The organism is Pseudomonas sp. XS1P51 (assembly GCF_054897845.1).
In genome coordinates, this window is record NZ_CM142707.1 from 3,435,717 (window position 1) to 3,457,268 (window position 21,552).

A 21,552-nucleotide genomic window follows, 5' to 3' on the forward strand; every position below is an offset into this window, starting at 1 on the left:
CTGTTCTTTCAGACCGAGTCGCGGCCATCGCGAGCAGGCTCGCTCCCACATTGGAATGCATTTCCCTGTGGGAGCGAGCCCGCTCGCGAAAACGGTCTTACGACATGCGCACGCCTGGGGTCAGCGCGGTTGGCAAGGTCAGGCTCGGGGTTTCCAGCGAAGCCACCGGGTACGCGCAGTAATCTGCGGCGTAGTAGGCGCTGGCGCGATGGTTGCCCGAGGCGCCGACGCCGCCGAATGGGGCGCTGCTCGCGGCGCCGGTCAACTGCTTGTTCCAGTTGACGATACCGGCACGGCTTTCCAGCCAGAACTGCTGATAACGCGCTTCGGAATCCGACAGTAGACCTGCTGCCAGGCCATAGTCAGTGTCGTTAGCTTCCGCGATCGCCGCTTCAAAATCAGCGTAGCGGATCACTTGCAGCAGCGGACCGAACAGCTCTTCGTCCGGGCGATCAGCCACTGCGGTTACGTCCAGGATGCCTGGGGTCAGCAACGCGGCTTGTGCCTGAGGCTGAGTCATTTCCAACAGCGCCACGGCGCCGTTGGCCAGCAAATGTTCCTGCGCATCCATCAGCGCTTTCGCAGCGCCAAGGGAAATCACCGAGCCCATGAACGGCGCCGGTTGCTGATCGAACGCACCGACTTCAATCGTCGAACTGACCGCCACCAGGCGCGCCAGCAGCGTGTCGCCCCACGCGCCTTGCGGCACCAGCAAGCGGCGGGCACAGGTGCAACGCTGACCGGCAGAAATGAACGCCGACTGGATGATGGTATAGACGGCGGCATCAAGATCAGCCACCTCATCGATCACCAGCGGGTTGTTACCGCCCATCTCCAGCGCGAGAATCTTGTCCGGACGACCGGCGAATTGCTGGTGCAAGTGGTTGCCGGTACGACTGGAACCGGTGAAGAACAGACCGTCGATGCCCGGATTCGCCGCCAGGGCGATACCGGTTTCGCGCGCGCCTTGCAGCAGATTCAACACGCCGGCCGGCAGACCGGCTTCGATCCAGCACTTGACTGTCAGCTCGGCGACTTGCGGGGTCAGCTCGCTCGGCTTGAACAGCACGCTGTTACCGGCCAGCAGCGCCGGCACGATATGACCGTTCGGCAAGTGCCCCGGAAAGTTGTAAGGGCCGAACACCGCCACCACACCGTGTGGCTTGTGGCGCAGCACGGCGGTCGCGTCGCCCAATGGGCCGCTCTTCTCGCCGGTACGCTCGCGGTAGCTCTGCACCGAAATCGCAATCTTGTTGACCATGCTGGTGACTTCGGTCGCGGCTTCCCACAGGGGTTTGCCGGTTTCCTCACCAATGGTGCGAGCCAGTTCGTCAGCGTGATTTTTCAGCGCAGCGGCAAAGGCCTCCAGCACCGTGATGCGCTCTTCCAGGGTCCGACGGGCCCAGCCCGGAAACGCCTGACGTGCGGCTTGCACGGCCGATTCAACCTGGGCTGTGGTGGCGCCTTCACCGGCCCACAGCACTTGCTGGGTCACCGGGTTCAGCGACTGAAAGGCTTCGCCCTGACCGGCCAGCCATTCACCTGCGATGTATAGCGAATTCATTATTTCGACTCCCGAGCAGCGGACAACGGTACGGCGCGCACTTGATCGCCGGCGTTGAGTTGAAGACGTTTGGCGGTCAGCGGATCGACCACCAACGTGCCGGCGGCGAAGCGTGCGGGTGCAGCAGTGATCCGGCAGTCTTCGCGCTTGCGGTTGTGAATCAGGAACGGCGTGGCGTCGTCACCCGGCGTACCGATGGCCAGCACCAGCGCCTGGCTGTCGCGTACCGCGCGGATCTTGCCGGTTTCGCACTCCACCGCAGGGCCAGCATCGAAAATGTCGACGTAGCCTTGATAGCTGAAACCTTCGCTCTTGAGCATCGCCAGGGCCGGCTCGGTGTCCGGGTGAACCTGGCCGATCACGTTGCGCGCATCTTCCGAGAGGAAGCAGGTGTACAGCGGGAATTTCGGCATCAGTTCGGCGATAAACGCCTTGTTGCCCACGCCCGTCAGATAATCGGCCTGGCTGAACTCCATTTTGAAGAAGTGTCGGCCCAGACTTTCCCAGAACGGCGAACGCCCGGCTTCGTCGGACATACCACGCATTTCGGCGATGATCTTGTTGCCAAACAGCTGCGGGAACTCGGCGATGAACAGCATCCGCGCCTTGGCCAGCATGCGACCATTGAGACCAGTGCGGTAATCGGCGTGCAGGAACAGCGAGCACAGCTCGGAGTTACCGGTCAGGTCATTGGCCAGGAACAGCGTCGGAATTTCCCGGTAAATGTTCAGTTCTTGCGAAGCGCTGACGGTCAGGCCAACCCGGAAGTTGTACCAAGGCTCACGCAGACCGACGGCGCCGGCGATGGCGGAAATACCCACCACGCGGCCGTCATCGTCTTCGAGCACGAACAGGTAGTCCGCATCGCCCCGACCGGCTTCGCCGCGAAAGGTCTTCTCGGCCCAGCCGACCCGATGGGCCAGACGTTCTTCGTTGGCCGGCAAGGTGGTCAAGCCGGTGCCGGTGCTACGGGCCAGGTCGATCAGAGCGGGTAAATCGCTGCTGCGTACGGGACGAACGATCATGCTATCTCCTCAAACGGGCCGCTTGCGCCACCCGCGAAACTTCGCTGCTTTCTAAGCACTAAAGCAGTCGTTAAACCGCCACCAGGCGCACGCTCGCACCTTCACCGACGCCCAGGGCTTCGGCGGCTTCCAGGTCCAGGGTGACCGGTTTGCCCGGCGCGTAATCGAGCTCAAGCAATACCGCGCGGTAATCCTGCAACTGGGCGTTGGCCACCAGGTACTGACGACCGGCACCTTTGACCGGCTCGCCGATTTTCACCGGGACCACACGGCTCTGGGCGATCGAACGAATCCCCGAGACGCGGGCGTGCAGGGTCGGGCCGCCGTCGAAAATATCGATGTAATGATCGGTCTCAAAACCTTCGCGCATCAGGATGTCGAAGGTGATCTGCGCCCGTGGGTGCACCTGGCCCATCGCTTCTTGCGCGGTGTCCGGCAGCAGCGGCACATAGATCGGGTAATGCGGCATCAGCTCGGCCAGGAACGTCCGGCTCTTCAGACCGCAAAGACGTTCGGCTTCGGCATAGTTGAGGTCGAAGAAGTTGCGACCGATGGCATCCCAGAACGGCGAGTCGCCATTTTCATCGCTGTAACCGACGATCTCGGTCACCACGGAATCGGCAAAGCGCTCCGGATGGCTGGCCACGAACAGCAAGCGACCACGGGAGTTGAGTTCCGACCAGGCCGAACCCACCAGCTCCGGCAGTACGTAGAAACTGGTCAGCAAACTGTTGCCGGTCAGGTCATGGCACTGGGAGAGCACGTGGATCTTGTTATGAATCTTCAGCTCGCGGGAGGCGTGCACGAAGGTTTCATTACGGAAGCTGTAGAACGGCTCGGAATAACCGGCCGAAGCAACGATGGCCGAGCAGCCGGCCAGTTTGCCGGTGGCGGTGTCTTCGAGGACGAAGAAATAGCTCTCTTCACCGTTGAAGCTGACTTCGGCGGCGAACGAGGCTTCGCTTGCTGCGATCTTGTCGCTCAGGCGTTCAACGTCATCCGGCAAGGAAGTGACACCAATCGGGCTGTCCGCAGCCAGACGCTGTACCTCGCCCAGATCAGCCATTTGCGCGGGGCGCATCACCAGCATGGTGTCACTCCTTTCTCGAAAACTCTTATAGGAAAATAGCCCCAGACAGACCACTGAGACACTGTGGGAGCGAGCCTGCTCGCGATTGCGTCCTGTCAGGCAACAAAGTTGTTGGCTGTCAGGCCCTCTTCGCGAGCAGGCTCGCTCCCACATTGGGTCCGGTCTGGAACAAAAAATTTGGATCGACGCCTGAAACTTCAGGCCTCGAAGGGTGAATCAGGCTTGCGTCAGCTTGGCCGCAGCGCGTTCGAAGCGGTCAAGACCGGCATCGATATCGGCGTCTTCAACCACCAGGCTCGGGGCGAAACGAACTACGTCCGGCCCGGCTTGCAGAACCATCAGGCCTTCACGCTCGGCGGCGTTGAAGATGTCCTTGGCTTTACCTTTCCAGGCATCGCTCAGCACGCAACCGATCAACAGGCCCATGCCACGGACCTTGGTGAACAGGCCGTACTTCTCGCCGATCTGCTCCAAGCGAGCCTTGAACTTGTCGTGCTTGGCATTGACACCGGCCAGCACTTCAGGGGTGTTGATCACGTCGATCACAGCTTCCGCGACAGCGCACGCCAGCGGGTTGCCGCCGTAGGTGGTGCCGTGAGTGCCGACGACCAGGTGTTTAGCCAAGTCTTCGGTGGTCAGCATCGCCGCGATCGGGAAACCGCCGCCCAGGCTCTTGGCGCTGGTCAGGATGTCCGGGATCACGCCGTATTGCTGATAAGCGAACAGCTTGCCGGTGCGGCCCATGCCGGTCTGCACTTCGTCGAAAATCAGCAGCGCGTTGTGCGCGGTGCAGAGGTCACGGGCGCCTTGCAGGTATTCGAGTTCGGCCGGGATGACACCGCTCTCGCCCTGAATCGGCTCCAGCACCACGGCGCAGGTCTTGTCGGAAATGGCAGCTTTCAAAGCGGCCAGATCGTTGTACGGCACGTGGGTGATACCGGTGATTTTCGGACCGAAACCATCGGAGTACTTCGACTGGCCACCGACGTTCACGGTGAACAGGGTACGACCGTGGAAGCTGTTGAGCGCGGCAATGATTTCGTACTTCTCGCTGCCGAAACGATCGAAACCGACGCGACGGGCCAGCTTGAAGGCGGCCTCGTTGGCTTCGGCGCCGGAGTTGCAGAAGAACGCGCGCTCGGCAAACGTGGCGTTGATCAGCTTATGGGCCAGGCGCAGGGCCGGCTCATTGGTGAACACGTTGGACACGTGCCACAGCTTGTTCGCCTGTTCGGTCAATGCAGCGACCAGCGCCGGGTGCGCATGGCCCAATACGTTAACGGCAATCCCGCCGGCGAAGTCGATCAGCTCGCGGCCAGACTGGTCCCAAACGCGGGAACCGGCACCACGCACAGGAATGAATGCGGCAGGCGCATAGTTGGGAACCATTACCTGGTCGAAATCGGCGCGTTGTACCGCAGCGTGCTCAACGGACATCGGAGTCTCCTGATGAGGAACACTCGCCTGAAACTGGCGAGCTTGGTGAGGATTGTAAGGACAGTTTTCAGCCCGGCCTTGCCGCCAAGCGACAACTTCTTATAGCGCAAACCCCGGTTTCAGCCGGGTTTACGGCAATGCGACATATAGCGTCGCAAAGGCGCAGTTTAAACTGCCGGCACAGGTTATAGGCAGGGTTGTCCAGCAGTGCGGTAATTATGTACCGCACGAAGCACGCCGCTATCTGTTTTCCTTGCGTCTAATCCAAACGCTAAGGGACTGGCGCATGAACAAACACGATCACGGGCTCGCTACTCATCCGGACACTCACTACCAACACCTTTCCAGAATCCTTCCAAGCTGGGTGCTACAGGCATCGCCCAACACGCGAAGCGCTCTGAAGAATGTCACGCTCGATGTTCCCTTCCGAGGTGGCCAGGCAACCCGTCTGCATGACCAAACGCTCAAAGCACTCAGCATTGAACACTGGTCCCATCGAAACCGGCTGGACCATATGCTCGGCAAACTGCTAAACGCCCGGGACTTTGCCGCACCGCTTCTGGCCGAAGCCCTGAAAACCCGCTTCGGTCTGGAACTGGACGTCAAGACAACCTTCCTGCGCCTCTACATTCCTCAGACCATTCCCTGGTTTCCAGTCAAATCCGGCGCCGCACGCACCTGGACCGTGTCATTGCTCGATGCAGCCCTGCACAACTTTCAGGAATCGGAGACGCAAAGGGGGGCCTACGAGTCCGCCTCCACCTTCATCACCGAGCCCTCACCCACAGGACAGTTCGACACGTTGCCGACGATCAAGCAGAAAATCACCCTCCCGGAATTCACCAGGCTGTGCCGGGAACTGGACATCGGCAGCCGGTACAGCGCTTACCTCAACAACAACCTGGGGGTGACCAATCCACTGATCGATGCCGTTTTGAGGCCGAACGTCAGAAACGCACACCAGGCCGCGCTCAAGTCGGCGCTGCATCTTGGGCGGCTTCGGCAAGACCTTGAAGACGATGCTTGCGACTCTATTCTCGGTCTCCTGGAAGGTCGACCCGGCATGAAACTGAACGGAGAACCGTTGCACTGTCATGACCTGACGATGATGTCTTCAGCACTGACCGGCATTGTCATTTTTGCGCCCGACCTTGAGCGTGCGCGCAAGGCCGCGCGGATCGTGGTTTACATCCCGGATGACCCTGAGCATCCCATCAAGCAGTATCCCGACACGCTGGCGTTCATGACGGAACTGACCCGCAAGTTGCGTTCGCCCGCCTATCAACAGTTTTTCAGTCGGTTTGTCGACCACCCGGAACGAGGCCACTTTTTCGCCGACCTCAATCGTCGCCTCAGCGCCGTGACCTGGCATCAGGGCCAGCATGGCAACCCGCTGCCCAATTGGCGAGATACCCCCATCGACAAACCCAACCTGCAGTTTTCGGTGAGCGCGATCAAAACCGGCCTGTGGTCCGACCTCTATCAACGACAACTGAACAAGATCCTGAATGACGCACGCACCATCGCCGTTTCCACCGCCAGCGCCGATCGAAATGCACGATGGGCACGGTGGGACGCCTTCAGCAAAATCGCTTCGACGATTCTTGAGGTGGCCGCGTTCGTTGCCCTGCCCTTTGTACCGTTCCTCGGTGAATTGACGCTGGCCTATATGGCCTGGCAGGCGCTCGACGAAACCTTCGAAGGCATCGTGGATTGGGCCGAAGGGTTAAAAAAGGAAGCGTTCGCGCACCTGATGGGCGTCGTCGAATCGGCGGTTCAACTGGGGACATTCGCTGTGGGCGGCGCCATCATCGTCGGGGAGCTCAAGCCTCTGCTGCCCCGAGACACGCTGACGTTTTTCGACAAGCTCACCCCGGTCAAGACGTCCGATGGCAAAACCCGTTACTGGAAGCCGGACCTTTCACCCTACGAGCATTCCGTGAACCTGCCGACAACGGCCAAACCCGACCACCTCGGCCTGTACTGGCATGAAGGCAAAAACCTGCTGCCCATTGAAGGCAAGCGTTATGCCGTAGAACGGAACAGCCAGACCGGTCAATTCGAGATCCAGCATCCCGACCGTGTCGATGCTTATCAACCTCCTCTGCGACACAACGGCCACGGTGCCTGGCAAACCGGACTCGAACAACCACTGAGCTGGGACAGAGAGACTGTCATGCGCCGGATCGGCCATAGCGTCGAGTCGTTTTCCAGCGTCGAGCGTGAACAGATCCTGCGTGTCAGCGGCTATCACGACAATGTGTTGCGCGAGATGCATGTCGATAACCTGCCGCCACCGTCATTGCTGACCGACGTGATCAAGCGCTTCAAAATCGATCGGGACCTGCAGACGCTTAGCGAGCAGATCGGCAGTTCAGACCCCGAGCACTATCAGGCCCTGACCCATCGCAAATCGCTGTTCGAATCTCGCTACCGGGCACTTGAAGCAACAGACAATCGAGCAGCTCAGCGACTGATCGCCGATGTACAGGGACTACCGACTGATGTGGCCCAAGAACTGGTGCGCAATGCAACAGGCTCCGAACTGCTGCAACTGCACAACGATCGTGTGCCCCGGCGCCTCAAGGACGTCGCGCAAAAAGCCATGGAGGCGGTGCGGGCGAGCCGTGCCTACGAGGGACTTTATTCTGATTCACTGGAAACCGTGGATACCCACCGGCTGGCCTTGCACAGCCTGGATTCGCTGCCCGGCTGGCCCGATACCCTGCGTATCGAGGTGAGGGATTATTCCCATGACGGAGTGCTGCGCGACAGCATTGGCCACGCCGACGCCTCCCCCCTCAAGACACTGGTGCGCGCTGAAGACGGCACTTACCAGGTTCATGAGGGTAGCGAACTGCCCGGCGACTTTTACACAGCCATACTGCAAGCGCTGCCGGAAACGGAACGCAATGCGTTGGCCCTCTCCATTGAAGACGGCCAGTCTCTCAAACAGCGCATCGCAGCACATGCACTGGGTCAGCCGGCGTTACGTACGCTGTTTGCAAAAAATCCCCACCGCAAACCTTTCTATGACCCGACCACCATGCGCCTGCCCGGGGGGACGGAAGGTTACAGGCGCACTCACTCCAAGACACCCACCCTCAACGACAGGGTTCGCGAGGTTTATCCCGACCTGACCCAAGAGGAACTCCGGTCCGTCGTCGCCCATTTGCAACGTCACCCCGATGGCGCTCGCGTAGAGCTTTCTCGCCTGAGCCGAGAACTTGAACGACTGCATCAAGACCTGGACACCTGGATAAATGATGCCCCCACGGTCCACCCCGAAACCAGGCTCCCGCTCAGCGATCTGGAACAACAGGCCCAGCGGCATAACCGCCGATTGCTGGCCCAGGAAATCCAGCGTAGCTGGCGTCGACAATCGGACCGGGACCTGGACTCTCCGGGCAGCAGTGACCGATATGTACTGCGGTTCGCGGAGCCGATCCTGGGTGATCTGCCGGCACTGACTGCCGACTTCAACCACGTATCACTGCTAAGCCTTGAAGGCAGTCATGCGGAGCAAGGCATTCACGGTTTTCTGCAACGTTTCAATGGCCTTCGTCGCCTCGATTTACGCCGCTTCTCCCTGACCACCCTGCCCGATGCCATTCCCCAAATGACAAACCTCGATGCATTGGTGCTCAACGATTGCGGCATCAGGTTTGATATCGCAGCCTGGTCAAAACTGTCCTCACTGAAAAAACTGGTGATGCTGGACCTGTACAAGAACCCGTTTGAACGAGTACCCGACATCGACTCATTATCTGAACTCGTGCACCTGGACCTGAGCGACACCGGCCTGGCTGAAATTCCCGACAGCGCCATGCGACACCCCAAGCTCGACACTCTGATGCTGATGAACAACAGGATTACCGAGTTGCCTGCCGGGATATTCGACAGTGTTGTCTACGACAAGCGCGGGGTGCATCTTTCGCGCAATCCGCTCACCAACCAGGCAAGACAACTCATCAAGCATCAATACTTCGAAACCTCTTACGATTTAGGTGTCTTCGCCCCCGAGGCGGATATAGAGCGAGTCAGGGCGCTGTACCCGAATCTGGAAGTCGAGCAAGCCAGCGACCTCGTCTACGAACTGCCCGGCACACTAGAAGATGGCCGGGTAGAGCTGACAAATCTGGAAGCAGAGCTCGCTCAGCTAAGCAACGATCTGGCGGCATGGACAGCCAATCTGCCCCCCCGGCATCCACTGACGGGCGAACCCTTCAATGCGCAACAACAGCTCATCGAGCATGCAAACCGCGATGAATTCAAACAGGCACTGGAGCAGTGCTGGCGGCATGAAAGTGAGCTGGACGATTTTAATGACGCACTTGAGCCCTCCTTTGAGCTCAACATCAGCCCCGTCATAAACGGTGATCTGCCAACGCTCAGTGCCGACTTCAGTCATGTCTCGGCACTGGAGCTGCAAAGCCTCGATGGCGTGACGGGTATCGGGAGCTTCCTGGAATCCTTTCCCAACCTCAAAAGCCTCAGGCTGCGCGACTGCAACCTGGGTAATATTCCCGACGCCGTGTTCAAGATGGGTCAATTGAGGTCACTGTCCCTCCCCAACTGCCGAATCACTTTGTCACCGGAGTCGGCAAACGCATTAGCGGGAATGGAGCTGCTTGACTACCTGGATCTGGGCCATAACCCTCTGGGACAAACGCCCGACCTGAGCCAAATCAAGGAGCTCGCGACCGTCCTGCTCCATGACACCGGCATCACCAAAATTCCGCAGGGTCTGTACCAGTTGGAGGAACTGGATTGGGCCGACCTGAGCACCAACGCCATCACCGAAATGCCCAGCGACGTATTGGAACTACCCGTGGAGATCGCAGAAAACATCAACTTGCGAGGCAATCGGTTTTCTGAGGAGAGCCTGGTGCGAATGATCAGTTACTACGAACGCACGGGAGTGGATTTCGGTGTGGATGAGGTGATCAACCGAGGGGAGATGGAAGTGTCTTCCACCGATGGTTCCGAAGTCGACGAATAAAGCCGTCCTCAGCCACGCTCCGAAGGCACCGACGATAATTCAAACGGACTGCTGCTGCGCCGCTGGTTGCGATCTTCCCGCGGCGTGGCGCCGAAGAAGTTGCGGTAGGCGCTGGAGAAATGCGGCCCCGAGGAGAAGCCACACGACAGGCCGATCTGAATGATCGACTTGCTGGTTTGCATCAACATCTGCCGGGCCTTGTTCAAACGCAGTTCCAGGTAGTACTGGCTCGGCACACGGTTGAGGTATTGCTTGAAGATCCGCTCCAGCTGCCGACGGGACACGCACACATGCTGGGCGATTTCGTCGGTGGTCAACGGTTCTTCGATGTTGGCTTCCATCAGCAACACCGCTTGGGTGAGCTTCGGATGGCTGGAGCCGAGGCGGTTCTGCAGCGGAATGCGCTGGCGTTCGCCGCCTTCGCGAATGCGCTCGACCACCAGTTCTTCAGAGACCGCACCGGCCAGTTCGGCGCCGTGATCACGAGCCAGCACTGCCAACAACAAGTCGAGTACCGACATGCCGCCACAGGCAGTCAGGCGGTCGCGATCCCAGTCGAACAAATGACTGGTGGCGATGACTTTCGGGAAGCGTTCGGCGAAATCGTCCTGCCAGCGCCAGTGCACCGCCGCGCGATAACCGTCGAGCAAACCGAGTTGGGCCAACGGGTAAACACCGGCCGACAGACCACCGATCACGCAACCGGCGCGCACCAGTTGTTTCAGCGCACTGCTGAGCGCCGGCGCGAGTGTGGTCGGCGGCTCATCGGCGAGCAGGAACAGTTTCTGGAAGTTTTCGAGCTTGCCGGCCCACGGCTCACCCGGCAATTGCCAGGCCCCTTCGACCGGCGGTTCGGCCTGCAGGAACGACAGTTCGTAGACCACGTCCGGATGCACACGCTGGGCAACACGCAAGGCCTCCTCAGCCAGCGCAAGCGTCAGTGCTTTAGTGCTGGGCCAAATCAGGAAACCAATTCGATGGGCAGTCATGGGCGGGCGATCCGAAGCGAAGAACAGTGATAAAGGCATGGGCCAATGCTAGCCCGTAAATGATCACAAATCTCAAAACCAGCAGAGATCAAATGTGGGAGCTGGCTTGCTGGCCCCCCTGTAGGAGCTGCCGAAGGCTGCGATCTTTTGATCTTGATTTTTCAAATCAAAAGATCGCAGCCTCGTTTCACTCGACAGCTCCTACAGGGGGGCCAGCAAGCCAGCTCCCACAGGGGATCGGGCCAGCCTCTAGACTGCGAAGCATGCACTATCGCGGTGCACAACGGCAGTCCTGATTATTTCAAGCTGCCGGACAGGAATTGTTGCAAGCGCTCGGACTGTGGATTGACCAGCACCTCACGCGGGTTGCCGCTTTCTTCGACGACACCTTTGTGCAGGAACACCAGCTGGTTCGACACTTCACGGGCGAAGCCCATTTCGTGCGTGACCACCACCATGGTCCGACCTTCCAGGGCCAGGGCCTGCATCACCTTCAGCACGTCGCCGACCAGCTCCGGGTCGAGTGCCGACGTCGGTTCGTCGAACAGCATCACCTCAGGTTCCATCGCCAGCGCACGGGCAATCGCCACACGCTGTTGTTCACCGCCGGACATGTGACCCGGGTAGGCATCTTTACGATGCGCCACACCGACCTTGTTCAGGTAGTGCTCAGCCTTCTCGCGGGCTTCAGCCTTGGACATGCCGAGTACGTGAACCGGCGCTTCCATGATGTTTTCCAGCGCCGTCATGTGCGACCACAAGTTGAAATGCTGGAACACCATCGACAGGCGCGAACGCATGCGTTGCAGCTGTTTCGGGTCGGCGGCCTTCAGCGCGCCGTCCTTGTTGGCCACCAGTTTCAGCTCTTCGTTGTTGAGCAGAATCTTGCCCGCGTGCGGCTGCTCCAGCAGGTTGATGCAACGCAGGAAGGTACTTTTGCCGGAGCCACTGGAGCCGATGATGCTGATCACATCGCCAGCCGCCGCTTTCAGGGACACGCCCTTGAGCACTTCGTGACTGCCATAGCGTTTATGCAGGTCTTGGACTTCAAGTTTGTACATGCGGTCGGTTCTCACAAAAACAGTCAGTCAGTCGTTGAGCAAGCGCCCGTGACGCAGCGCTTCGCGCCCCGCCACCTTGGCCAGCCAGAAACCGGGTTGGGCATAACGCAGCCGTTCAATGGCAAACAGCACCCCGGACGTACCAGCACACACCGTGCTGACCCGATCCGATAACGGATCGATCACTTCGAAAATCTCGTCGCCGGCCTCGATCCACTCACCGGGTTTACGCAAAAAACTGATCACGCCCGGATGCGGCGCGAACAGCAATTCAGTGCCTTCGAACGGCAGGCCTTCGCACGCGTCGTGCGCAGGTTTCGGCCATTCGCCGCTGATCAAGCCTTGCTCAGCGAGGAACGCCAGAATGCCTTCGGCGTAAGCGCAGGCTTCAGCGCGACCGGTATCGGACTGACCACCCAGTTCAATGGTCGTCGCCAGGCAAGCCAGTGGAATCTGTGCATCCGGGAACAGACGCGACAGGCGCAACCATGGCAGCGAACACGCTTCGTCGAACGAACTGCCGCCGGAATCTTCGGCCAGCAAACCCACCTTCACGTTCAGGTGCGCGGCGAGCGAACGCCACTGCGGCCAGTGCTGCGGCAAGGCGTACATGTGCAGCGCCGCTTCGGCATCGCAATGCAAGTCCAGCACCACATCGGCGGTGCAGGCATGGCTCAGCAGAATGCGCTGCATGCCTTGCAATTGACTGGCGGCGGGCGGCAACGCGGCCAGCACATCGCTCATGGTCTGACGGATCAAGCGGATATTGGCGTGAGGATCATCGCCCAAGTGCCCGTCCAGTTCAGCGGCCACCGGCGCGCTGAGCTCGACGAAATCGCGGTTGAAATTCTTGCCGCTGCCCGCTTCGAAACGCCCCTGATGATTGCCCTGAAGCAGTTGACCAAGGCCCAGAGGGTTGGCCACCGGAACCAGCTCGATCACACCGTTGAGCAAGCCTTGGGCTTCGAGTTCGGTCAGGCGCTTTTTCAGCTCCCAGGCCGTGCGCATGCCCGGCAGTTCATCGGCGTGCAGGCTGGCCTGGATGTAGGCCTTGCGCTCGCCACTGCGCTCCTTATTGCCGAAACAGAACACCGAAATCTGGCGTTCGCTGCCCAGGTGGCTCCACGGCAATGCATGATCGAGGCGTTCCATATCAGTGCTTCCGCGGGGCCAGGTAGCCCAGCCAGCGGCGCTCGGCCAGTTTGAACATTTTCACCAGAATGAACGTCAGGCACAGGTAGAACACGCCCGCCGTGATATAGGCCTCGAACGGCAAGTAGAACTGAGCGTTGACCGTGCGCGCGGCACCGGTGATATCGATCAGGGTCACGATGGACGCCAGACTGGTGGTCTGCAACATCATGATCACTTCGTTGCTGTACTGCGGCAGCGCCCGGCGCAGGGCCGATGGCAGCAGGATCCGCTTGTACATTTTGAAGCGCGACATGCCCATGGCCTTGGCCGCTTCGATCTCGCCGTTCGGCGTGGCGCGCAGGCTGCCGGCAATGATTTCAGCGGTGTAGGCGCTGGTGTTGATGGCGAAGGCCAGGCAGGCACAGAACGTTGCGCTGGACAGCCACGGCCAGAGGAAGCTTTCACGTACCGCTTCGAACTGCGCCAGACCGTAGTAGATCAAAAACAGCTGCACCAGCATCGGCGTGCCGCGGATCACGTAGGTGAAGAGCCAGGCACTCATGTTGACGACCGCATTCTTCGAGACGCGCATCAAGCCCAGCGGCAACGCCGCCAGCAGGCCGAAGAACAGCGACAGCGCGAGCAATTTGAGGGTGGTCACCAGGCCGCCGAAGTACAGCGGCAAGGCCTCCCAAATGACGTTGTAGTCGAAGATCATAGATCAGCCGCCCTTACGCCTACCGAGTAGCGCTTCTCAAGGTGACGCAATGCCAGCAACGAGACGCTGGTGATCACCAGGTACATCGCCGCCACTGCGAGGAAGAAGGTGAAAGGCTCGCGGGTGGCATCTGCCGCCTGCTTGGCCTTGAACATCATGTCTTGCAGGCCCACTACCGAAATCAGCGCGGTGGCCTTGGTCAGTACCAGCCAGTTGTTGGTGAAACCCGGAATCGCCAGGCGAATCATCTGCGGCACCAACACCCGGAAGAACACCTGAAAACTGCTCATGCCGTAGGCCATGCCGGCTTCTGCCTGACCTTTGGGGATCGCCATGAACGCGCCACGGAAGGTTTCCGACAGGTACGCACCGAAGATGAAGCCCAGGGTGCCGATACCGGCGGCCAACGGGTTCAGGTCGATGTAGTCGTCAAAACCGAGCATCGGTGCGACGCGGTTGAGCAGGTCCTGACCACCGTAGAAAATCAGCAGGATCAGCACCAGATCGGGAATACCGCGAATGACCGTGGAATACAGATCGCCCAGCCAGGCCAACCAGCGCACCGGCGACAGGCGCAGCGCAACGCCGATCAGCCCCAGAACAATGGCCAGGGCCATGGACGACAAGGCGAGCTGAAGCGTCAGCCATGCGCCATCGAGGATGACAGCCCCGTAGCCTTTCAACATGATTCAGGTCCTCGAAAGTTGGGATGAAAAAATGGCGCAAACCTCAGAGATCCTGTTGCTTGCGCCATTTCGGACTTGTCGCCGGGACGTGTTACTTGCCGTAGATATCGAAGGCGAAGTATTTGTCCTGGATCTGCTTGTACTTGCCGTTCTCGCGAATGGCAGCGATCGCGGTGTTGATCTTGTCTTTCAGCGCGTCACCCTTGCGAACTGCAATACCCACGCCGTCGCCGAAGTATTTGACGTCGGTGAAGGCCGGGCCAACGAAGGCGAAACCTTTGCCGGCGTCGGTTTTCAGGAAACCGTCATCCAGCAGCGTAGCGTCTGCCACGGTGCCGTCGAGGCGACCGGCGGCTACGTCGAGGTAAATTTCGTTCTGCGAACCGTAAGGCTTGATCTCGGCACCCAGCGGGGCCAGGACTTCGCGGGCGAAACGCTCGTGGATCGAACCACGTTGCACGCCGATGTTCTTGCCCTTCAGCTCGGTCAGGCCGTCGCTGACTTGAGTGCCAGCCTTCATGACCAGGCGAGCCGGGGTGTTGTAGTACTTGTTGGTGAAGTCCACGGACTTCTTGCGATCTTCAGTGATCGACATGGACGACAGGATCGCGTCGATCTTGCGCACTTTGAGTGCAGGGATCAGACCGTCGAACTCTTGCTCAACCCAGGTGCACTTGACCTTCATCTCTTCGCAGAGGGCGTTACCGATGTCGTAGTCGAAACCTACGATGCTGCCGTCCGGTGCTTTGGACGCGAACGGAGGGTAAGCCGCTTCGATACCGATTTTCAGAGGTTTTTCATCAGCGAAAGTCGGCAGGGACAGCACGGACAGTGCCAGGGCGCCAAGCAGCACGAGTTTCTTCATCTTGGGACTCCATCGGTAAAGGGCTAAAACGGCAGAGTGAGCGACAGCCCAATATGCGAATGAGTGAAACCGGAAAGCGGTGCTGCGTCCTACGGATCTCGCGTTGATTTCAACGCGAGCAACGACGAGCGAGTGATCGGCATTCTAACGACAGGCCCGAAGCCGATATTTCTTCAATGCGACAACAAATTACAGAAGCACCGAGAAAGCCGTTTGGGCACGTTGACAGCCTTGCAAATTCATGCAAGAGCAAAAGACAGCGAACCGATCTACGCTGCAAATTGCGGGCCTATTATTGGCAAACCCTTCTAATCCGGCAAGCGTAGCGTTGCTTCTTATTTTTTCGGGTTGTATTACTGCGCTGATGCGGGGCTTCGCGTTTCCCAATGCCCCGTATCGGATCGAGCGGTTACACATTCAGTTACTTGAAGGGTGGCGGGTAACAGTGGGAAATGACCTACAGATGAAGCCGATAATTATTGGTTGTTGTTTAGGTAGTGCCTGACAAGACGCCTTCGCGAGCAGGCTCGCTCCCACATTGACCGAGTTGCCCCCCCCCTGTGGGAGCGAGCCTGCTCGCGAAGAGGCCCGCACAGCCGCAGACGCTGAAACATGATCACCATAAAAAAGCCCCGCCAGACACAAGGTCTGGCGGGGCTTCGATGACTCACGAACCGCTATTAAGCAACGTTCATGGTCTTGTGCGTATCAATCAAATGCTGCACCACACCCGGATCCGCCAGGGTGGAGATATCCCCCAACCCATCGTATTCAGCCGTGGCAATCTTGCGCAAAATCCGGCGCATGATTTTGCCCGAGCGGGTTTTCGGCAAGCCCGGCGCCCACTGGATGACATCCGGCGAAGCAATCGGACCGATCTCTTTACGCACCCAGTTCTTCAGTTCCAGACGCAATTGCTCGCTCGGCTCTTCGCCAGCGATCAACGTGACGTAGACATAAATGCCCTGCCCCTTGATGTCGTGCGGCACACCGACCACTGCCGCTTCGGCGACTTTCGGGTGAGCGACCATCGCGCTTTCAATCTCGGCGGTGCCCATGCGGTGACCGGAAACGTTGAGCACGTCATCCACACGACCGGTGATCCAGTAGTAACCATCCTCGTCACGACGCGCACCATCACCGGTGAAATACATGCCGCGGAAGGTCTTGAAGTAGGTGTCGACGAAGCGGTCATGATCGCCGTAGAGCGTGCGCGCCTGGCCCGGCCACGAGTCGAGAATCACCAGGTTACCCTCGGCCACGCCTTCGATGATGTTGCCCAGGTTGTCGACCAACGCTGGCACCACACCGAAGAACGGACGCGCCGCAGAACCTGGCTTGAGGGCGTGAGCGCCCGGCAGCGGGCTCATCATGTTGCCGCCGGTTTCGGTCTGCCACCAGGTATCGACAATCGGGCAACGGGACTTGCCCACATTCTTGTAGTACCAGTCCCAGGCTTCCGGGTTGATCGGCTCACCCACCGAACCGAGCAGGCGCAAACTGCTGCCATCAGCACCTTCAACAGCGGCTTGGCCCGACGCCATCATCGCGCGGATTGCGGTTGGCGCCGTGTAGAGGATGTTGACCTTGTGCTTGTCGACGATCTTCGCCACCCGGGTGATGTCCGGATAATTCGGCACGCCTTCGAACAGCAGCGTGGTCGCACCGTTGGCCAATGGGCCGTAGACAATATAGCTGTGACCGGTGACCCAGCCGACGTCGGCGGTGCACCAGTAGACTTCGCCCGGACGGTAGTCGAACACACGCTCGTGAGTCATCGCCGCATACAGCAGATAACCGGCGGTGGTGTGCTGCACGCCCTTCGGCTTGCCGGTGGAACCGGAGGTGTAAAGGATGAACAGCGCTTCTTCAGCGCCCATCTCTTTCGGCGCGCACACACTGCCCGCCACTTTCATCAGGTCTTCGTACCAGATGTCGCGATGCTGGTTCCACTTGATGTCGCCACCAGTGCGCTTGCACACGATGACTTTCTGAATGCTGCTGGTTTCCGGGTTGGTCAGCGCGTCGTCAACGTTAGTCTTGAGCGGGATCTTCTTGCCGGCACGAATGCCTTCGTCGGCCGTGATCACCACTTTGGATTTGCAGTCGATGATGCGACCTGCCAGGGCTTCCGGTGAGAAACCACCGAACACCACCGAGTGAATTGCGCCGATCCGGGTGCAGGCCAGCATGGCGACCACGGCTTCGGGGATCATCGGCATATAAATAGTCACCACGTCGCCGCGGTGCACATCCTGGCCGCGCAGGGCGTTGGCGAACTTGCAAACTTGTTCGTGCAGCTCGCGGTAGGTGATGTTGCGGCTTTCGGCAGGGTCATCCCCTTCCCAAATGATCGCGACTTGATCGCCGCGCTCGGCCAGATGACGGTCGAGGCAGTTGTAGGAAACGTTCAGGGTGCCGTCGGCGAACCATTTGATGTCGACATGGTGGTCGTCGAAGGACGTCTGCTTCACCGTGGTGAAAGGCTTGATCCAGTCGAGGCGCTTGGCTTGTTCGCGCCAGAAGCCGTCCGGATTGACGACGGACTGCTGGTACATGGCCTTGTAGGTCGCCTCGTCAGTCAGCGTGTTGGCCAGAACCTCGGGACGAACGGGATACAGAGAAGCCGCACTCATCTTTCTTACCTCGGTGGAATAGTTGTTTTTGTATGACCCTGTTGTAGCCGGGCCGGGCCTATAGAACCATTCGACGATGGTAGTAACAAGCCCCTACAAAATGTCCTGATTATTCCCACAAGTTTTGTTAAAACGCTCTAGCCCGGTCGATAGCGGCCAATGTAGGAGCTGCCGAAGGCTGCGATCTTTTGATCTTGGCGGCCGTCAAAAATCAAAAGATCGCAGCCTTCGGCAGCTCCTACAGGGAATGCGTACAAGCCTTATTCGGGGATTGTTACGAAATCTGTCAAAGGTGTTTATCAAAAGCACGGCTATATGAATGTAACCCCCACGCCTAAAATCAGCCTCGCCAACAAGGCAACGTGATTAACCAAGTTGCAGCCCCCACGAAGGCAGTTAATCCAAAACCCGGTAATCAAGTTCCACACGCAACCCCAAAAAGGTTGCGTGACCCCACTCGACCTCTAAAAGGTAAATTTGAAATGAAAGCTTTATTAGTTCTGGCCCTCAGCAGTCTGTGCGCAACCGCCATGGCAGACGAGGTCCCGACTGATGTTGCACAGCAAAAACCCGCTATCGAGGAATACACTTACTCCACTGATCTGGACATCGCCAAAGTTATATCCATCAGCGAAATCCCGAACGTCTGCGAAGTTGTTCCGGCAAAAATGGAATACGACGACTCCAAAGGTCAGCGCCACATTCTGCGTTACAGCGTCATGGGTAACGGCTGCTCCAACGGCTGATCCACCCGCTCCCACTCTCCAAAGGTTCGACCCACCCGCCCGCTATTTAAGGCAGATGAAGCGCCGAACCTGATACATCGATTTATACGATTATTTTAAGCGTTTATTTGCACTTTTTTATCAAATTATCTGGCGTAGTATGAATTCCACACCCAAGGCACATAACGCCAACGAACCTGGAGCCACTACCATGAAAACCAAACTGATCCTCGCCCTGACCCTCTCTGTCCTGGCCGCTAACACTTTCGCCGCTGACGGTTACGACCGCACGGGCTCGGCTGCTTTCACCACCGAGTCGGCTGTCGCTTCTGACGGTTACGATCACACCGGTTCGGCGTCCTTCGCTGCCGATGGCTCGGATCACGTCGGTGCTAGCAAACTTGCTTCTGACGGTTTTGATCACACTGGCACCGCCAAAGTCGCCGCTGACGGCTTCGATCACACCGGTGCGGCCAAGGTGGCTGCCGATGGTGCAGATCACGTCGGTGCCGCTCGCCTCAGCTAATCTTCGAGCGTGACTTACAGCCCGACCTTGGTCGGGCTTAGTTGTGTCTGGCAGCGTCGAAAACCGACTCAAAACACAACATGTAGTAAAAAATGCAGTTTTTTGGCTGTTTTTTGAACAAAAATATTGCCCGCCAAAATTTATAAAAAAAAATCTTCGCCCGCGATCACCAGTCAAAGCCCTGTAAACCCTCGCTCCGACCGAAAAACCCTCCTTCTCGACCGCTCCATGCGCGGATTCGCCCCACCACGGCCGCAAAAATTTCCCTATAATGCCGCCTTAAACGGGCCTGCAATATTCCCTTACAGGGATGACAGCCAGTCTGAAGCCCACGCCGAAGTCTTCACCGATTTCTGCGCCCGTCAGAGGCTCTCGGAACCCCGTACAAAATTATGTTTATTTGCCTGCGTGTACCGCTGCAAAAAACGCTATCCAACGCGGCCAGTACGGCCGTGTGAAAAACCAACCGATCAGTTTTCACACGGGCATCTGGCCCTCACGCAGGAGACGACACGTCATGCTGAGCTGGGACGAATTCGACAAAGAAGACAGCGGCGAAGCCGTGGTAAAAGGCGCCAACGCCGGCCACGCGACTGAAGCCAACATGGACCGACTCGACGCCGCCGGTGGCGTTGCCGCTCAAGAAGCTCGCGCCGTGACCGCCTCCGACTCCGCCGCGATCGCCCGCGCCAAGGCCGCCCTGGACACCCTCGACGTTGCCGAAGGCCTTGCCGAACTCGAAGGCGCCTCCGCCCGTGTCGCTGTCGACGAAAAGCGCATGATCAACTGCCGCGCCGACCTCAACCAACTCGTGCCCTTCAAGTACGACTGGGCCTGGCAGAAGTACCTGGACGGCTGCGCAAACCACTGGATGCCGCAAGAAGTCAACATGACCGCCGACATCGCCCTCTGGAAAAACCCGGAAGGCCTGACCGACGACGAGCGCCGCATCGTCATGCGCAACCTCGGCTTCTTCTCCACCGCCGACTCCCTGGTTGCCAACAACCTGGTCCTGGCCGTGTACCGCCTGATCACCAACCCGGAATGCCGCCAGTACATCCTGCGCCAGGCCTTCGAAGAGGCGATCCACACCCACGCCTACCAGTACTGCATCGAATCGCTGGCCATGGATGAAGGCGAGATCTTCAACATGTACCACGAGATCCCATCGGTCGCGAAAAAAGCCACCTGGGGCCTCAAATACACCCGTTCGATCTCCGATCCGAAGTTCGAAACCGGCACCGTCGAAACCGACAAAGAATTGCTGCGCAACCTCATCGCTTACTACTGCGTCCTGGAAGGCATCTTCTTCTACTGCGGCTTCACCCAAATCCTCTCCATGGGCCGCCGCAACAAAATGACCGGCGTCGCCGAGCAGTTCCAATACATCCTGCGCGACGAATCCATGCACCTGAACTTCGGCATCGATGTGATCAACCAGATCAAAATCGAAAACCCGCACTTGTGGGATGCTGAGATGAAGGAAGAGGCTTCGCAGATGATTCTGCAGGGGACTCAGCTGGAGATTGAATACGCGCGGGATACCATGCCTCGTGGCGTACTCGGCATGAACGCGGCGATGATGGAGGACTATCTGAAGTTCATCGCTAACCGTCGTCTGTCGCAGATTGGGTTGAAGGAAGAGTATCCAGGAACGACTAACCCGTTCCCTTGGATGAGCGAGATTATGGACTTGAAGAAAGAGAAGAACTTCTTTGAGACTCGGGTTATTGAATACCAAACCGGCGGCGCACTTAGCTGGGATTGATTCCCGAGTTCGCCGCGATTTGACGATTGCAATCTGAGTCGACAAATCGAAAAAGCAAAAGCTCCGATCTGATCGGGGCTTTTTTTATTGGGGAATGAATATCCTTTTTCATCCCTACGTTGCTATGCCAAAACTCCTACAACACTTACAGCTGCTTCCGCATTGATGCCCATTCAAAGCACCTCTAAGCTCCATGTCAGGTGCCTAAGAAACGCCCAACGTAGAAGCTACTTCCACACACAGAATCGCGTTTGTCTCAACGACATATGCGCAAATTTGTGTTTGAAAGAGACTGCTTGTTGGGATTTCTTAATCCTCTACGTCGG

General features: G+C 58.6%; 15 protein-coding genes. 4 read left to right on the top strand and 11 right to left on the bottom strand.

Annotated elements, in window-relative coordinates; translation table 11 throughout:
* Window positions 1–97 precede the first annotated feature (97 nt).
* The 4 genes from astD to ACYZUD_RS15925 all read right to left on the bottom strand — a co-directional run bounded on the left by astD (window position 98) and on the right by ACYZUD_RS15925 (window position 5,116).
* Window positions 98–1,567, bottom strand: coding sequence for a succinylglutamate-semialdehyde dehydrogenase (astD, locus tag ACYZUD_RS15910; protein ID WP_462025049.1), 1,470 nt, complete (start codon window positions 1,565–1,567; stop codon window positions 98–100).
* Window positions 1,564–2,589, bottom strand: coding sequence for an arginine N-succinyltransferase (gene astA, locus ACYZUD_RS15915; protein ID WP_008154313.1), 1,026 nt, complete (start codon window positions 2,587–2,589; stop codon window positions 1,564–1,566). Before astA ends, astD begins: the two co-directional genes overlap by 4 nt.
* 70 nt (window positions 2,590–2,659) lie before the next feature.
* Window positions 2,660–3,679 carry an arginine/ornithine succinyltransferase subunit alpha gene (gene aruF / locus ACYZUD_RS15920; protein ID WP_462024842.1) on the bottom strand — a complete coding sequence of 340 codons (1,020 nt, stop codon included), beginning with the start codon at window positions 3,677–3,679 and terminating at the stop codon, window positions 2,660–2,662.
* Window positions 3,680–3,895: 216 nt separating this feature from the next.
* Window positions 3,896–5,116 carry an aspartate aminotransferase family protein gene (locus ACYZUD_RS15925; RefSeq protein WP_462024843.1) on the bottom strand — a complete coding sequence of 407 codons (1,221 nt, stop codon included), beginning with the start codon at window positions 5,114–5,116 and terminating at the stop codon, window positions 3,896–3,898.
* Between the two features lie 286 nt (window positions 5,117–5,402).
* On the opposite strand from ACYZUD_RS15925, the gene ACYZUD_RS15930 reads away from it, so the two are divergent.
* Window positions 5,403–10,118, top strand: coding sequence for a dermonecrotic toxin domain-containing protein (locus ACYZUD_RS15930; RefSeq protein WP_462024844.1), 4,716 nt, complete (start codon window positions 5,403–5,405; stop codon window positions 10,116–10,118).
* 8 nt (window positions 10,119–10,126) lie between these two features.
* On the opposite strand, the gene argR is transcribed toward ACYZUD_RS15930, so the two are convergent.
* The 7 genes from argR to acs all read right to left on the bottom strand — a co-directional run bounded on the left by argR (window position 10,127) and on the right by acs (window position 18,207).
* Window positions 10,127–11,107: a transcriptional regulator ArgR gene (gene argR, locus ACYZUD_RS15935; RefSeq protein WP_462024845.1), complete on the bottom strand. Its 981-nt coding sequence runs from the start codon at window positions 11,105–11,107 to the stop codon at window positions 10,127–10,129.
* Window positions 11,108–11,403: 296 nt separating this feature from the next.
* On the bottom strand, window positions 11,404–12,168 hold the full coding sequence (locus tag ACYZUD_RS15940) for an ABC transporter ATP-binding protein (protein ID WP_008154324.1): 765 nt from the start codon (window positions 12,166–12,168) through the stop codon (window positions 11,404–11,406).
* Between the two features lie 27 nt (window positions 12,169–12,195).
* Complete coding sequence (locus tag ACYZUD_RS15945) at window positions 12,196–13,320, bottom strand: M14 family metallopeptidase (RefSeq protein ID WP_462024846.1); 1,125 nt, start codon at window positions 13,318–13,320, stop codon at window positions 12,196–12,198.
* A 1-nt stretch (window position 13,321) separates the two neighbouring features.
* Window positions 13,322–14,020 carry an ABC transporter permease gene (locus ACYZUD_RS15950; RefSeq protein WP_462024847.1) on the bottom strand — a complete coding sequence of 233 codons (699 nt, stop codon included), beginning with the start codon at window positions 14,018–14,020 and terminating at the stop codon, window positions 13,322–13,324.
* Complete coding sequence (locus ACYZUD_RS15955; RefSeq protein WP_075945348.1) at window positions 14,017–14,706, bottom strand: ABC transporter permease; 690 nt, start codon at window positions 14,704–14,706, stop codon at window positions 14,017–14,019. The genes ACYZUD_RS15950 and ACYZUD_RS15955 overlap by 4 nt, the downstream gene beginning before the upstream one ends.
* 91 nt (window positions 14,707–14,797) lie before the next feature.
* Window positions 14,798–15,571: an ABC transporter substrate-binding protein gene (locus tag ACYZUD_RS15960; RefSeq protein WP_102595633.1), complete on the bottom strand. Its 774-nt coding sequence runs from the start codon at window positions 15,569–15,571 to the stop codon at window positions 14,798–14,800.
* A 680-nt stretch (window positions 15,572–16,251) separates the two neighbouring features.
* Window positions 16,252–18,207, bottom strand: a complete 1,956-nt coding sequence (gene acs, locus ACYZUD_RS15965) for an acetate--CoA ligase (protein WP_462024848.1) — start codon at window positions 18,205–18,207, stop codon at window positions 16,252–16,254.
* Window positions 18,208–18,689: 482 nt separating this feature from the next.
* Here acs and ACYZUD_RS15970 point away from each other — a divergent pair, with 482 nt between their 5' ends.
* From ACYZUD_RS15970 to ACYZUD_RS15980, 3 genes are all read left to right on the top strand, one after another.
* Window positions 18,690–18,953: a DUF2790 domain-containing protein gene (locus ACYZUD_RS15970; protein WP_462024849.1), complete on the top strand. Its 264-nt coding sequence runs from the start codon at window positions 18,690–18,692 to the stop codon at window positions 18,951–18,953.
* Window positions 18,954–19,143: 190 nt separating this feature from the next.
* The gene (locus tag ACYZUD_RS15975) at window positions 19,144–19,458 is read left to right on the top strand and encodes a hypothetical protein (protein ID WP_462024850.1); all 315 of its coding nucleotides are present in this window, start codon (window positions 19,144–19,146) and stop codon (window positions 19,456–19,458) included.
* A 517-nt stretch (window positions 19,459–19,975) separates the two neighbouring features.
* Window positions 19,976–21,226 (top strand): ribonucleotide-diphosphate reductase subunit beta, encoded by a 1,251-nt coding sequence (locus ACYZUD_RS15980; protein WP_462024851.1) that lies wholly within the window; start codon window positions 19,976–19,978, stop codon window positions 21,224–21,226.
* The last annotated feature ends 326 nt before the right edge of the window (window positions 21,227–21,552 follow it).

What these genes read in the sequence shown, in the direction of transcription:
- astA (WP_008154313.1), bottom strand. Translation starts at nt 2,589, where the DNA reads ATGATCGTTCGTCCCGTACGCAGCAGCGATTTACCCGCTCTGATCGAC.
- aruF (WP_462024842.1), bottom strand. Translation starts at nt 3,679, where the DNA reads ATGCTGGTGATGCGCCCCGCGCAAATGGCTGATCTGGGCGAGGTACAG.
- ACYZUD_RS15925 (WP_462024843.1), bottom strand. Translation starts at nt 5,116, where the DNA reads ATGTCCGTTGAGCACGCTGCGGTACAACGCGCCGATTTCGACCAGGTA.
- ACYZUD_RS15930 (WP_462024844.1), top strand. Translation starts at nt 5,403, where the DNA reads ATGAACAAACACGATCACGGGCTCGCTACTCATCCGGACACTCACTAC.
- argR (WP_462024845.1), bottom strand. Translation starts at nt 11,107, where the DNA reads ATGACTGCCCATCGAATTGGTTTCCTGATTTGGCCCAGCACTAAAGCA.
- ACYZUD_RS15940 (WP_008154324.1), bottom strand. Translation starts at nt 12,168, where the DNA reads ATGTACAAACTTGAAGTCCAAGACCTGCATAAACGCTATGGCAGTCAC.
- ACYZUD_RS15945 (WP_462024846.1), bottom strand. Translation starts at nt 13,320, where the DNA reads ATGGAACGCCTCGATCATGCATTGCCGTGGAGCCACCTGGGCAGCGAA.
- ACYZUD_RS15950 (WP_462024847.1), bottom strand. Translation starts at nt 14,020, where the DNA reads ATGATCTTCGACTACAACGTCATTTGGGAGGCCTTGCCGCTGTACTTC.
- ACYZUD_RS15955 (WP_075945348.1), bottom strand. Translation starts at nt 14,706, where the DNA reads ATGTTGAAAGGCTACGGGGCTGTCATCCTCGATGGCGCATGGCTGACG.
- ACYZUD_RS15960 (WP_102595633.1), bottom strand. Translation starts at nt 15,571, where the DNA reads ATGAAGAAACTCGTGCTGCTTGGCGCCCTGGCACTGTCCGTGCTGTCC.
- acs (WP_462024848.1), bottom strand. Translation starts at nt 18,207, where the DNA reads ATGAGTGCGGCTTCTCTGTATCCCGTTCGTCCCGAGGTTCTGGCCAAC.
- ACYZUD_RS15970 (WP_462024849.1), top strand. Translation starts at nt 18,690, where the DNA reads ATGAAAGCTTTATTAGTTCTGGCCCTCAGCAGTCTGTGCGCAACCGCC.
- ACYZUD_RS15975 (WP_462024850.1), top strand. Translation starts at nt 19,144, where the DNA reads ATGAAAACCAAACTGATCCTCGCCCTGACCCTCTCTGTCCTGGCCGCT.
- ACYZUD_RS15980 (WP_462024851.1), top strand. Translation starts at nt 19,976, where the DNA reads ATGCTGAGCTGGGACGAATTCGACAAAGAAGACAGCGGCGAAGCCGTG.